Origin of the sequence: Agromyces sp. MMS24-K17 (assembly GCF_043950245.1) — a bacterium.
In the GTDB taxonomy this organism is placed as follows: domain Bacteria; phylum Actinomycetota; class Actinomycetes; order Actinomycetales; family Microbacteriaceae; genus Agromyces.
The window spans coordinates 1,985,374-1,998,677 of sequence record NZ_CP171640.1 but is presented as its reverse complement, the minus strand read 5'-3'; the positions used below and the strand labels follow the sequence as shown (position 1 = coordinate 1,998,677).

The 13,304-nt window shown below is 75.5% G+C and carries 9 protein-coding genes and 2 pseudogenes; 6 read left to right on the top strand and 5 right to left on the bottom strand.

Features of this window, described 5'->3' with window-relative positions; all coding sequences use genetic code 11:
- Positions 1-41 precede the first annotated feature (41 nt).
- On the bottom strand, positions 42-788 hold the full coding sequence (locus tag ACGGZK_RS09045) for a TetR/AcrR family transcriptional regulator (RefSeq protein ID WP_395245923.1): 747 nt from the start codon (positions 786-788) through the stop codon (positions 42-44).
- 70 nt (positions 789-858) lie between these two features.
- Between ACGGZK_RS09045 and ACGGZK_RS09040 the strand changes: the two genes are divergently transcribed.
- On the top strand, positions 859-1,653 hold the full coding sequence (locus ACGGZK_RS09040; protein WP_395245922.1) for a hypothetical protein: 795 nt from the start codon (positions 859-861) through the stop codon (positions 1,651-1,653).
- Between the two features lie 78 nt (positions 1,654-1,731).
- Here ACGGZK_RS09040 and ACGGZK_RS09035 read toward each other — a convergent pair whose 3' ends face one another.
- The 3 genes from ACGGZK_RS09035 to glyA all read right to left on the bottom strand — a co-directional run bounded on the left by ACGGZK_RS09035 (position 1,732) and on the right by glyA (position 6,368).
- The gene (locus tag ACGGZK_RS09035) at positions 1,732-3,996 is read right to left on the bottom strand and encodes an FAD-binding oxidoreductase (RefSeq protein WP_395245921.1); all 2,265 of its coding nucleotides are present in this window, start codon (positions 3,994-3,996) and stop codon (positions 1,732-1,734) included.
- 204 nt (positions 3,997-4,200) lie between these two features.
- Positions 4,201-5,085: a bifunctional methylenetetrahydrofolate dehydrogenase/methenyltetrahydrofolate cyclohydrolase gene (locus ACGGZK_RS09030; protein ID WP_395245920.1), complete on the bottom strand. Its 885-nt coding sequence runs from the start codon at positions 5,083-5,085 to the stop codon at positions 4,201-4,203.
- A gap of 8 nt (positions 5,086-5,093) precedes the next feature.
- The gene (gene glyA / locus ACGGZK_RS09025) at positions 5,094-6,368 is read right to left on the bottom strand and encodes a serine hydroxymethyltransferase (protein WP_395245919.1); all 1,275 of its coding nucleotides are present in this window, start codon (positions 6,366-6,368) and stop codon (positions 5,094-5,096) included.
- A gap of 277 nt (positions 6,369-6,645) precedes the next feature.
- Here glyA and ACGGZK_RS09020 point away from each other — a divergent pair.
- From ACGGZK_RS09020 to ACGGZK_RS09000, 5 genes and pseudogenes are all read left to right on the top strand, one after another.
- A pseudogene (locus ACGGZK_RS09020) lies at positions 6,646-7,599 on the top strand (family 20 glycosylhydrolase); the annotation flags it as partial.
- 125 nt (positions 7,600-7,724) lie between these two features.
- Complete coding sequence (locus ACGGZK_RS09015; RefSeq protein ID WP_395245918.1) at positions 7,725-8,306, top strand: family 20 glycosylhydrolase; 582 nt, start codon at positions 7,725-7,727, stop codon at positions 8,304-8,306.
- Entirely contained in the window at positions 8,303-9,463 is a 1,161-nt protein-coding gene (locus ACGGZK_RS09010) for an N-acetylglucosamine-6-phosphate deacetylase (protein ID WP_395246061.1), read from the top strand. Before ACGGZK_RS09015 ends, ACGGZK_RS09010 begins: the two co-directional genes overlap by 4 nt.
- Before the next feature lie 388 nt (positions 9,464-9,851).
- Positions 9,852-10,466, top strand: a pseudogene (locus ACGGZK_RS09005) (RNA polymerase sigma factor); the annotation flags it as partial.
- A complete protein-coding gene (locus ACGGZK_RS09000; protein ID WP_395246060.1) occupies positions 10,373-11,929 on the top strand; it encodes an Ig-like domain-containing protein in 1,557 nt (518 codons plus the stop codon). The pseudogene ACGGZK_RS09005 and the gene ACGGZK_RS09000, both read left to right, overlap by 94 nt.
- Here ACGGZK_RS09000 and ACGGZK_RS08995 read toward each other — a convergent pair.
- Positions 11,872-13,269, bottom strand: a complete 1,398-nt coding sequence (locus ACGGZK_RS08995) for an MFS transporter (RefSeq protein ID WP_395245917.1) — start codon at positions 13,267-13,269, stop codon at positions 11,872-11,874. The genes ACGGZK_RS09000 and ACGGZK_RS08995 overlap by 58 nt on opposite strands.
- Between the last annotated feature and the right edge of the window lie 35 nt (positions 13,270-13,304).

The window sequence follows — 13,304 nt, the reverse complement described above, 5'->3', positions numbered from 1 at the left end:
GCTCCGTGCGGCCGCGGCGGCTCGGGGCGCGTGCCGCGGCGCTATCGACCGACGTGCGCTTCGATGCCGTCGAGGATCCGCGCGAGGCCGAACTCGAACCCGTCGACGGACGGTTCGTCGGCGAGGAAGACGGGATCGCCCAGCACGTCCGCGGCGGCGTCCAGGCCGCGGTCGCGAAGTCGGTCGTCGAGGAACCCGCGGACCGCGCGCGACGCCTCCGCGCGGCGCGGGTTCCCGCGCCGCAGGGCGGCCGGCGTCGGGGCGTTGCGACGGAGGTTCGCTCCGTAGCGGGCGTGGCTGTCGAGCAGGTACGCGCAGTCCAGCAGCTCGTGCGCCGGCATCCGCGTCGGCGCGAGCGCGGCGAGCAGTGCGTCGAGCCAGGCCGCGTTGTGCGGGGTGAGCGGGACGGTCGTCGGGACGTCGAGCAACCAGGGCCGTTCGCCGAACCGTTCGAAGAGCCGCCGCGCCCAGACCGCCGCCGCCTCACGCCATTCGCCGTCGGGCAGCGCCGGCGGGTCGCCCCAGGCGCGGTCGGCGAGGAGCACGACGAGCTCGTCCTTCGAGCTGACGTAGCGGTACAGCGCGTTGGCGGTGACGCCGACGCGAGCCGCGACCTTCGGCAGCGAGACGCCGGCGAGCCCCTCCGCGTCAGCCAGTCCGGCGGCGACCTCGATGACCTCGTCGACGGTGTGGGCGGGCTTCGGACCGCGCCGCCCCTCCGGGGCGACGACGCCCCACGCCGCCGCCAGGCCGGGCGGCAGGGATTCGAGGTCGTCGTCTTCGGTCATGACCAGCATCTTCCCAGAGGCGCGGCGAAAACCGTAGACGGCTTACACAGTTCAGGTTATTGTGCATGGCATGAACACTTCATTGCTTACACAGTTATCTCCTCCGGATTCCGCACGCCGTTGGATCGGGCTGTCCGCGATCCTCGGCGCGGTCCTCGCCATGGCCGAACTCCCGCTCTACTTCGTGGTCCCGTCCTGTCCCGCCGCCGAGTGCGGCGTCGACACCGGCTCCCTGATGCCCGACGAGGTCATCCTCGTCCGCACGCTCTGCAACTTCCTCGCGCTCACGATGTTCCTCGTGTTCATGAGCGGGGTCCGGTTCGTGATCGGCCGTGCGGATGCCCGGTACGAGTGGTTCGGCGCCCTCGCGGGCACCGCAGGCGTCGCCTGGACGATCGTCGACATGGTGGCCAAGGGCCTCGAGGGCGGCACCGCGATCAGGACCGTGGCGTGGATCGACCCCACCCGAAGCGTGCCCACCTACCTGCTGTACGGCTCGATCAGCCATCTGCTGCTGCTCGTCTTCGCGCTCGCGTTCGGGTTCGGGGTGCTCCGCAGCGGAGCCCTCCCCCGTTGGGTCGGCTGGACCGCGTTCGTGATCGCCGCCCTGCACCTCGCCGCGGTGCCGTCGATGTTCGCCGGCTACGACTCCTCGCAGTTCTACGCAGCGAATGGCTGGGGCGCGGTGGCCTCGTTCAACGGAACGACCGCGCTCTGGCTCGCGGCGGTCGGCATCGCGGTGCTCGCGCGGAAGGCGCCGTCGGCGGCGGAATCCTCCCCCGCGGCCGCGTCGGCGACCGGGCCTCGGCCCGACACCGCATCGCGACCGGACCCGGCGGCGACGCCGAGCCTCGACCTCGCCTGAGCCGGGAGCGGACGGACGGGCACGGATGCCCCGGCCGGGAGCTCGGCCGGGGCATCCGCTCGCTCGCGGTGACGGGGCCTACCGCGCGCCCACCGCGACGTCGCCGCGGAAGAGGCCCGCGGGGTCGATGCGCTCGCGCAGCGCCTCGACTCGGGTGCGCACCTCGGCCGGGTAGTTCCGCTGCGGTCGGTCTCGGTCGGAGGCGAAGGTCGGCATCGTGTAGTCGGTGACCCAGTCGCCGAAGGCGGCCCGGACGCCGGCGAACGCGGCCGCCGCGTCGTCGACGGTGCGCTTGCGGCTGATCATCACGCCGGTGAACCATGCGAAGTCGGCGTCGAGGTGCGCGACCGCGCCGCCGCCGTCGGGCGCCTCGGCGAGCGCGCCGCCGAGCTGGCGGAGCTCGGCCATCAGGAACGGCGAGCCGTCGGCGGTGACCTGGGCGAGGAACGCCTCGACGATCGCGCGGCTGCGCTCGGCGCTGCGACCCTCGGGGGCGCCGAGGAGCGCGGTGTCGGTGCGGTGCGCGATGCCGCCGAAGTCGGGGTCCATGTGCGTGAAGGGCACCTCGGCGATGCCGGCGCTGCGCCACGAGTCGAACACCGGGCGGCCCGCGCGACGCAGCGTGCGGAGCAGCTCGCCGGCCACCTCGGACGCGCCGCGCCCGTCTCGGTCGATCGCGGTGCCGTCGACGACGAGCAGCTTGCGACGGGTGATGCGGAACGGCATGCCGGGGATGGGCGGCAGGTTCATCACACGGAGCGACGTGGTGATGCCGGCCGGGGCGGTGGCCGTCCACTCGGCCCAGGCTCGGGCCACGGCGGGCGCGTCGGCGAGCTCCCACATGGCGGTGCCGGTGACGACCTCGCCGGGGTCGAACGCCCGCACGGTCACGGCCGTGATGACGCCGAACCCGCCGCCGCCGCCGCGGACCGCCCAGAACAGCTCGGGCTCGAGGTCGCGCGACGCCGTGACCTCGCGGCCGTCGGCCGTGACGAGCTCGACCGACTCGAGGTGGTTGGCGGCGATGCCGACCGAGCGGGCGTAGGCCGACAGGCCGCCGCGGCTCAGGTAGCCGACGACGCCGACGTGGCCCGAGGAGCCGTGCGGCACGGCGAGGCCGAGCGGGGCGGTCGCGGCGACCACGTCGCGCCAGGCGGCACCGGCAGGGATGCGCACGAGCCGGCGCTCCTCGTCGACGGTCACGCCGCCCGCGAGCGCGAGGCGTACGAGCAGGTCGCCCGACATGTCGGAGGAGCTGCCGGCCGCATGCCCCGTGGAGTGCATGCGCACGCCCATGCCGGCCTCGGCTGCGGTGCGCACGGCGGCGGCCACGTCGGCGGAGGTGGTGGCGGTCACCGCGAGGGCGGGCGTCAGCGGCTCGGTGGTGTCGAACGCGCGCACGGCGGCGCGGTAGGCGCGGGTGCCGGGCCGGGCGGGGGCGGCGACGGGAGCGGATGCCCCGGCGGAGGCGGCCCGACGGGCCGCGGTCGCCGTGCGCCCGCGCGTCGCGGCCGACGCCGCCTCCGCGGTCGCGGCGATCGTCGCCACCGCGATCAGGAGCAGCACGGCGCCCGCGACGATCGCCGCCGGGAGCACCGGCAGCCAGGCGAACGGCACGGCCACCGCGATGAGGGCGAGGAGCACGACGGAACTCGCCCGGCCGCGGAAGTCGGGCTTGGCCGGCAGGCGCCACACCGGCGTCTGCGGCCCGGCGACGGTCTCGGGCGTCGCGGCCGCGGCGAGCGCGACCACCGCCGCGACGAGCACGATGGTGGGGGCGGGAACGAGCGCTCCGGCGACGAGGCCGGCGACGACGGCCGGCACCGACAGCGCGGCGACGGCGGGAGCGGGCGTGCGTGCGTCGGCGAGCCACGCCGGAGCCGCCATCAGGGCCATGGCCGCGCCGATCCCGGCGAGGAGGCCGGCGGGCGGGAGCAGCCCGATGAACGTGGCGGCCACCGCGAGCGCGACCAGCACCAGGCCGGCGACGACGGCGCGACGGCGGCCGCTGCGGTCGCTCGCCCGAGCGCCGATCGAGAGGGCGAGGAGCGCGCCGACCGCGAAGAGGCCGAGGGCCAGGGCGGGGGCCGCGCCGCCCGGGCCGGCCGCACCGGCGATCGCAGGCACGAGGGTGCCGACGAGGCCGTCGGCCTCGCGTGCCGCACCGGCGCCGACGGCGACGACGCCCGCTGCGACGGCGGCCGGGGCGACGGTGGCGACCACGCGGATCGCGGCGGCCTTCGCGCCGCTGACGGCGGGGGCCTCGACGAGGGTGCCGGCGGCGACGTCGCGGCCGGGGCGTCGGACGACCCCGGCCGTGGTGGTGGGCAGGTAGCTGGTCATGTCAGGTGCTTCGCTTTCGTCTCGGCACCCGACGGATGGTGGATGCGCACGGTTCCCGAGACTCCCGCCGCGTGCCCCGCACGGCATCGGTGCCCGCCCGGACGCTCCCCACCGGTAGCCCTGAACGCCGCGAGGGCCACCCCTGAGACGACGGATGCCCCAGCCGATCCGGCCGGGGCATCCGTGGTGGTGCGTGTGGTGCGCTCAGCGCCCGAGCCGCAGCTCCGCCGCCTTGACGACGTTCGCGAGGAGCATCGCCCGGGTCATCGGGCCGACGCCGCCGGGGTTCGGCGACAGGAAGCCGGCGACCTCGGCCACGGCCGGGTCGACGTCGCCCGTGAGGCGGCCCTTGCCGGTCTCCTCGTCCTCGACGCGGGTGATGCCGACGTCGAGCACGGCCGCGCCGGGCTTCACCCAGTCGGGCTGCACCAGGTGCGGCACGCCGACGGCCGCGACGACGATGTCGGCGCGGCGCACCTCGGCGGCCAGGTCCTCGGTGCGCGAGTGCGTGAGGGTCACGGTCGCGTCGAGGCCCTTGCGGGTGAACAGCAGGCCGAGCGGGCGGCCCACGGTGAGCCCGCGACCGATGACGGTCACGTGCTTCCCGCGGATCGGCACCTCGTAGCGCTGGAGCATCTCGACGATGCCGGCCGGCGTGCACGGCAGCGGGGAGCTGAGCTCCCCCTCGATGCCGAGCACGAGCCGGCCGAGGTTCGTCGGGTGCAGGCCGTCGGCGTCCTTCGACGGGTCGATGGCCTCGAGCGCGGCGTGCTCGTCGAGCCCGGCCGGCAGCGGGAGCTGCACGATGTACCCGGTCACCTCGGGCGCGGCGTTCAGGTCGCGGATCGCGGCGAGCACGTCGGCCTGCGTGGCCGAGGCCGGCAGGTCGATGCGGATCGACTCGATGCCGACCTCGGCGCAGTCGCGGTGCTTCCCGGCGACGTACGAGCGCGAGCCCGGGTCGTCGCCGACGAGCAGGGTGCCGAGGCCCGGCACGATGCCGTGCGCGCGCAGGTTCGCGATGCGCGAGGCGAGCTCGCCCTTGACGGCCGACGCGGTCGCGACGCCGTCGAGCTTCACAGCGGTCATCGCGGCGCCTACTGCTGGAGGCCGGGGTAGAGCGGGAAGCGCTCGGTGAGGGCCTGCACGCGGGCGCGCAGCGCCGGGACATCCGCGCCGCCCTTGAGGACCTCGGCGATGATGTCGGCGACCTCGGTGAACTCGGCGTCGCCGAAGCCGCGCGTCGCGAGCGCGGGCGTGCCGATGCGCAGGCCCGAGGTGACCATCGGCGGGCGCGGGTCGAACGGCACCGCGTTGCGGTTCACCGTGATGAGCGCCTCGTGCAGGAGGTCCTCGGCCTGCTGGCCGTCGAGCTGCGAGTTGCGGAGGTCGGCGAGCACGAGGTGCACGTCGGTGCCGCCGGTGAGCACGTCGACGCCCGCGGCGCGCGAGTCGTCGGCGGTGAGGCGCTCGGCGAGGATGCGCGCGCCCGAGAGGGTGCGCTCCTGGCGGTCCTTGAACTCCTCGGACGCGGCGATCTTGAACGCGGTCGCCTTGGCGGCGATGACGTGCATGAGCGGGCCGCCCTGCTGGCCGGGGAACACGTTCGAGTTCAGCTTCTTCGCGAGCTCCATGTCGCGCGAGAGGATGAAGCCCGAGCGGGGGCCGCCGATGGTCTTGTGCACGGTCGACGAGACGACGTCGGCGTAGGGCACGGGCGACGGGTGGAGGCCCGCGGCGACGAGGCCGGCGAAGTGCGCCATGTCGACCCAGAGCTTCGCGCCGACCTCGTCGGCGATCTCGCGGAAGGCGGCGAAGTCGAGGTGGCGGGGGTAGGCGCTCCAGCCGGCGATGATGACCTGCGGCTTGTGCTCGCGGGCCTGGTCGCGGACGACGTCGAGGTCGACGCGGAAGGTCTCGGGGTCGACGCCGTAGGAGACGGCGTTGTACAGCTTGCCCGAGAAGTTGAGCTTCATGCCGTGCGTGAGGTGGCCGCCGTGCGCGAGCTCGAGGCCGAGGATGGTGTCGCCGGGCGTGGCGATCGCCGACAGGACGGCGGCGTTGGCCGACGCGCCCGAGTGCGGCTGGACGTTCGCGTACTCGGCGCCGAACAGCGACTTCGCGCGCTCGATGGCGAGGTTCTCGGCGACGTCGACGTACTCGCAGCCGCCGTAGTAGCGGCGGCCGGGGTAGCCCTCGGCGTACTTGTTGGTGAGGACGGAGCCCTGCGACTGCAGGACGGAGACGGGCACGAAGTTCTCGCTCGCGATCATCTCGAGGTAGTCGCGCTGGCGACCGAGCTCGAGGTCGAGGACCTCGGCGATCTCGGGATCGACGACGGACAGCGGCTGGTTGAAGACCGATTCGGCCAAGACTGGCTCCTTCAGGGGAATGGACGGACCTTGAGGTTGCTGCCTCGGCGACTCGCGCGACGAGGAAGGCGTACCGGCCCAGGCGTGCGGTCGGTCCGTGCCAGTCGCTCCCCGATGGGTACCCATCTCAACGCCAGTCGCGACGCGGACAGCATAGCAACGGATGACTCGGAGCGGGCCGTCGGCCGCGGACGACTGTTCTTCCGGGGCCGGGCATGGAAGGATGGGACCGTAGTTTGTTAGGAGTCCTTCCATAACCAGGGGAGCCGACCGCCCGATGGCCCGCACCGCCGCGCGCACCACCGTGATCGCCGCCCTGACCGCCTCCGTCGCCCTCGCGTCGCTCGCGGGCTGCACCCCGGCCGACGACCAGAATGGAACCACCATGACCGGAATCACCCCAGCACCCGTCTCGTTCGAGCGGCACGACGACGCCGCACCCTTCCGGCTCGACGCGGCGACCCGCATCGTCGTCGCGGGCGACGCCGGGCGCGCCGGCGACCTGCTCGCCGAGCGCCTGCGCGCCGCGACCGGCTGGGACGTCCCCGTGGTGGCCGGGGCGGCCGGAGACGCGGACGCGGCCGGGGCATCCGACATCGCGATCGTCGTCGCCGCCGCCGAGGCCGACGGCGCCGACGAGGGCTACACCCTCGAGACCGGCGCCGACGGCGCCCGGATCGGCGCGGCGACCGCGGCCGGCGCCTTCCTCGGCACCCAGTCGCTCCGCCAGCTCCTGCCCGCCGCGCTCGAGGCGGCAGGCGCCGCCGAACCGGCCGGCGGCTGGACCGCACCCGCGGCCTCCGTGGCCGACGCGCCCCGGTACGCGTACCGCGGGGCGATGCTCGACGTGGCCCGCCCCTTCTTCCCCGTCGAGGCCGTCGAGCGCTACCTCGACGACATCGCCCTGCTGAAGCTCAACGCCCTGCACCTGCACCTCACCGACGACCAGGGCTGGCGCCTGCAGATCGACGCGTGGCCCGAGCTCACCGGCATCGGCGCCTCGACCTCCGTCGACGGCGACGGCGGCGGCTTCTATACGAAGGACGACTTCCGCCGCATCGTGGCCTACGCCGCAGACCGGCACATCACGATCGTCCCCGAGATCGACCTGCCGGGGCACACGAACGCCGCGCTCTCGGCCTACCCCGAGCTGAACGCCGACGGCGTCGCCCCCGCCCCCTACGAGGGCATCGAGGTCGGCTTCTCGTCGCTCAGCGCCGCCCCGGAGCGCGCGGAGGCCACCGACCGGTTCCTCGCCGACGTCACCCGCGAGGTCGCCGAGCTCTCCCCGGCCCCTGGCTGCACATCGGCGGCGACGAATCGCTCGCGACGTCGAAGGAGGACTACCTCGACCTCGTGCGCCGCATCACCGCGGCGGCCGCGGCGACCGGCAAGACCGTCGTCGGATGGCACGAGCTCGGCGCCTCGACCGACCTGCCGGCCGGCACGATCGGGCAGTACTGGAACTACGTCGAGCCGGAGGACGACCACCACGTCGAACTCGTGCGCTCGTTCGTCGCACAGGGCGGCCGGCTCATCATGTCGCCCGCCGACGTCGCCTACCTCGACATGAAGTACCCCGACGGCGTGGAGAAGGACGGGCGTGAGCTCGGCCTCCAGTGGGCGAAGGGCGCCACCACGCTCGACGAGGCGTACGGCTGGGAGCCGACCGCGATCATCGACGGCATCGGCGACGCCGAGATCCTCGGCGTCGAGGCGCCGATCTGGGCGGAGACGCTGCGCCGCATCGACGACGTCGAGTTCATGGCGTTCCCCCGCATGGCCGCGATCGCAGAGATCGCCTGGTCGCCCGCCCCCGAGGCCGGCGCCGGCCGCGACGCCGACGACTTCGCGGGTCGCGTCGCCGCCCTCGGCGAGCGCTGGGACGTGCTGGGCGTCGCCTACCACCGGGTCGACGGCGTGCCGTGGACCGAGTGAGCGCGGCGACCGCGGTCGTCCATTCCGCCCGCCTGGTGTCGGCTGCCGACACCGTGCCCGACGCGTGGGTGCGCTTCGACGACGGGCTGGTCACGGCGCGCGGCCTCGGCGACGGCTGGCGCGACGGCCTGCCGGCCGACGCGGACGTGACGGATGCCTCGGGCCGCTGGCTCTCCGCCGGATTCGTCGACCTGCACTGCCACGGCGCCGGCGGCGCGTCGTTCGACGAGGGTCCCGACGCGATCCGGGCCGCGCTCGACGTGCACACCGCGCACGGCACCACGCGCACCGTCTGCTCGCTCGTCTCGGCGCCGGTCGACCGGCTCGCCGGGCAGCTGCGCGCCATCGCGGCGGCCGCGGAGTCCGACCCGCGCGTGCTCGGGGCGCACCTCGAGGGCCCGTTCCTCGACGACGGGTTCCGCGGGGCGCACGACCCCACCGCGCTGCGGACGGCCGACGCGGCCGCGGTCGACGTGCTGCTCGAGGCATCCGCCGGCACCCTCCGCCAGGTGACCATCGCCCCCGAGCACGACGGCGCGCTCGACGCGATCCGGCGGTTCACGGCCGCCGGGGTCGCCGTCGCGGTGGGCCACACGAGTGCCGACTACGCGACCGCCCTCGCCGCGTTCGACGCAGGGGCCTCGCTGCTCACCCACGCGTTCAACGGCATGCGCGGCATCCACCACCGCGAACCCGGCCCGGTGGTCGCGGCCATGCACGCCGACCACGTGACCCTCGAGATCGTGAACGACGGCGTGCACGTGCACCCGGACGTCGTGCGGCTCGCGTTCCGCGGCGCCCCGGGGCGCGTCGCGCTCATCACCGACGCGATGTCGGCGGCGGGCCACGCCGACGGCCGGTACGACCTCGGCGCCCTCGAGGTCGTCGTCGCCGACGGCGTCGCGCGTCTCGCCGGCACGGGCGCCCTCGCGGGCTCCACCCTCACGCAGGATGCCGCGCTGCGCCAAGCGGTGCTCGCCTGCGGCATCCCGCTGAACGAGGCGATCGGCGCCCTCACCTCGACCCCCGCTGCGGCCGTCGGGCGCGCGCACGAGCTCGGCGTGCTCGAGCCGGGATTCCTCGCCGACGCGGTGCTGCTCGACGACGGCCTGCAGGTCGACACGGTCTGGGTGGCGGGCCGACGCGTCGTCGGCTGACCCGGGAGCCGGGTCCGCCGCGCTTTCCCCCAGCCGGCGGACCCGGCCCGCCCGCCCTCCGGGGTCGAGCGGGCAAGGGCCGCGGCGATGCGAGATCGGGCGTCCCGAGTCGCCGCCGACGCGGACGTCGGCTCCGACGCATGGACCACGACCCTCTCGGAAGGCGGGGTGCCGCGCCCGCCCACACGGGCGCGGCACCACCGGCCTTCCGTTCCGACCGCGGCTCTCGGGTGGCCTCGGTCGGAGGGAGGGACTGCCTCCCTCTGCACTGAGAGACGGGGCCGGGGACGGATCATGATGCAGGTTCGCGAACTTTCTGGTGGAATTGTCCGCGGTGGGCGCCGAGGACTGCCGGGTCGGTGCCCGAACCCGACCAGGAGGCGCCGCCATGGACGCTGAGCACGCGCCGAGCGACGCGGAGCTCATCACCCGCGCCCGCACCGGCGACACCGACGCGTTCGCGATGCTGTGGAGACGCCACGCCGCAGCCGGTCGCACCGTCGCCCGCTCGTTCAGCACGCTCGACCCCGACGACCTCGTCTCCGAGTCGTTCACCCGCATCTTCGACGCCGTGCGCCGCGGCGGGGGCCCGACCGGAGCGTTCCGGCCGTACCTGTTCACGACGATCCGGAACACCGCCGCCGGCTGGGGCCGCGCACGGCACGAGACCACCCTCGACACGCTCGCCTCGTTCGAGGACCCGTCCACGGGCGACACCGCCGCCCTCGAGGCGCTCGACCGCAGCCTCACCGCGCAGGCGTTCCGCTCGCTGCCGACGCGCTGGCAGGAGGTGCTCTGGTACTCGGAGGTCGAGCGACTCACCCCCGCCCAGTTCTCGCCCCTCCTCGGCATGAGCGCGAACAGCGGTGCCGCACTGGCCTACCGCGCCAGGGAGGGCCTCCGCCAGGCGTGGATCCGCGCCCACCTGCGCGGCGCCGAGGAGGCCGACTGCCGCTGGGCCATCGACCGGCTCGGCAGCTACGCGCGCTCGCGCCTCGGCTCACGCGAGTCGGCGCGGGTCGAGCGCCACCTCGACGGCTGCGCCCGGTGCACCATCGTCGCCGCCGAGGCGCGCGAGGTCGGCAGCCGGCTCACGCTCGTGCTGCTGCCGCTCGCCGCCGGCATCCCCGGCGCGGCCGCGTACACCGCGTGGCTGCAGCAGCTGGACGGGCTGGATGTCGCGGCCGTCGCCGCGGGAGCGGTCGGCAGCGGCGCGCTCATCGGCACGAGCGGGTCGGCGGGCGGATCCGCCGCGAGCGCCGGCGCGGGTCTCTCGGGCGCGGGCGTGTCCGGCGCGAGCGTCTCGGGCGCGGGCGCCTCGACCGCCGCGGCCGGCGTCTCCGGCGCGGGTGCCGGGGCGACCGGGGCCGGGGCCGCGGGAACGGGCCTGGCCGGTGCCGGGGCGACCGGCGCGGCCGCCTCGGGCACGGGCGGCGTCGCCGCCGCGGCCGGCACCGCCGCGCTGGGGGCCGCCGCGACCGCGGGCACCGGCATCGGCGGCACCACCCTGGCGCTGGGCGGCATCGGCGCCGCCGTGCTGACCGCGGTGATCACCACCGCCGTCGTGGTACCGGGCGCCGTCGAGGGCGCGGCACCGACCGCCGAGCAGGGCATCGCCGCCGAATCGGGCACGCCCGGGTCGGCCGAGGGCTCGACGCCGGGCACCGGTTCGCGCGGCCCGAACGGCAACGGCCCCGGCAACGGCGGCGGCGAGACCGGCGACGGCAGCGGACCCGGCACCGGGGTCGGCTCCGACGCGATCGCCCTGCCGCCCTCCCCCGGCCCGATGCCGTCCCCGGGGCCGGCTCCGGCACCACCCCCGCAGCTCCCGACACGGCCGCCGCCGCGCCCGCCGTCGTCGCGGTCGACACCGCCGGCGGGCTGGTCGACCCGATCGTCACGGGCACGGCGGAGCCGGGGGCATCCGTCGTGCTCGCGGGTGCGGGCACGTGGAGCACGATCGCCGCGTCCGACGGCTCGTGGCGCATCGCGCCGACCGGCCTGCCGGCCGGCACGACCGCCCTCTCGGTGCAGCAGACCGACGTCGCCGGCAACACCTCGCCGGCGGCCGGCCTCACCGTGGCGCTGGCGACGCCGACCCTCGTCGTGCGGGCCCTCGGGCAGGCGCAGGGCCAGGCCAACGGCCAGGCGAACGGCGCCGGCAACGGCCAGGGCAGCCAGGCGAGCGGGCAGCCGAACGGGCGGGCCAACGGCGCCGCGAACGGCAACGGGTCGGGCACGACCTCGGTCGACCCATTCCGCGGCGACGTCGCCGGCGCCCCGGACGCCACCGTCGAGGTGATCGCCGACGGCGCCAGCGCCGAGTTCCTGCCGTTGCGGCACGACGGCCGGTCGAACGTCACCAACCGCGCCTGGCTGACCCGCCCGGCGTCGAGCCTCGCGGTGCGCTACGCCGTCGACGGCCGCACGGGACCGGTCGCCTGGGCGACGGCCTCGGCCGGCTGACCCGCCCCGACCTGAACCGTCCCGACCTGAACCGTCCCGCGCGCATCCTGCCCGAGCCCGTCCACCCCGTGGGCGTCCACGCCGAGCGCATCCACCCCGGGCACATCTCCGCCGACGCTCTCGACCGCACGACGCCGTGCCACGACGGCCCCGGCCACTACGAGCACGCCGGCGGCCACGAGCAGCAGCACGTACACCCACGGCAGCGCCGCGACGCCGAACGCGTCGAAGACGACCGCGCCGACCAGCGCCCCGCCGCCGATGCCGGCGTTGAAGCCCGACGTGTACAGGGCGCTCGCGGCATCCCGATGCGACGGCGGGGCCGCCCGCAGCAGCCGCACCTGCAGCAGCGGCGGGAGCATGCCGAAGGCCGCACCCCACACCGCGAGCGACGCGAGGGCGACGCCGAGGTTCGCGGGCACCAGCGCGAGCGCGGCGAGCGAGGCCGCGACGAGCACCATCGCGACGACGAGGGCGCCGGTCGCCCGGCGTGCGAGCGGCGACCCCGCGATGACGAGGCCGACGGCGCCGGCCGCGCCGTAGAGGAAGAGCATCGGGCCGACCGCGCTCGACCCGACCCCGACGAGGTCGGTGAGCATCGGCGCCACGTAGGTGAAGACGGCGTACTGGCCGAGCATGACGATCGCGGTCACCGCGCACACGAGCACGACCTGCGCGAGGCCGGGGTCGCCGAACCGGAACCGCGAGGCCGTCGCGTGCGTGATCGACCCGGTCGCCGTGACGCCGGCGGTCGCGGTCGGCCGCGCCGGCACGACGAGCCGCACGACGAGCGCGCCGGTGAACGCCAGCGCGCCGACGATCGCGAACGCGGCGCGCCACCCGAGCGCCTGGCCGACGATGGTCGCCGCCGGCACGCCCAGCACGATCGCGAGGGTGCCGCCGCCGAGCACGATCGACACGGCGCGGCCGATGAGCCGCTCGGGCACCAGGCGGGAGGCCTCGGCGGCCACGATCGACCAGAACACGCCGTGCGCGAGGCCCCCGACGAAGCGCACGCCGATGAGCACCGGGAGGTTCGGCGCGAGTGCGGTGGCGACCGTCGTGGCGGCGAGCACGGCGAGCACCGCGACGAGCAGCCCGCGGCGGGGCATCCGGGCGGTGAGCGCGACCAGCGGCGCCGAGGTGACGACGACCGTGAGGGCGTAGACCGAGACGGCGACGCCCATGGCGGCCTCGGTGACGCCCAGGCCGGAGGCCATCTCGGGCAGCAGGCCGCTCGGCAGGAGCTCGAGGGTGATCGAGAGGAAGACGGCGGCGCTCAGCGCGATGAGCGCGGGCCAGTGCATGGCGCGATCGCGCGCGGGTTCGGTACGGGACACCAGGATGTCTCTCCGACGGCGTTCCCCACCGCCGG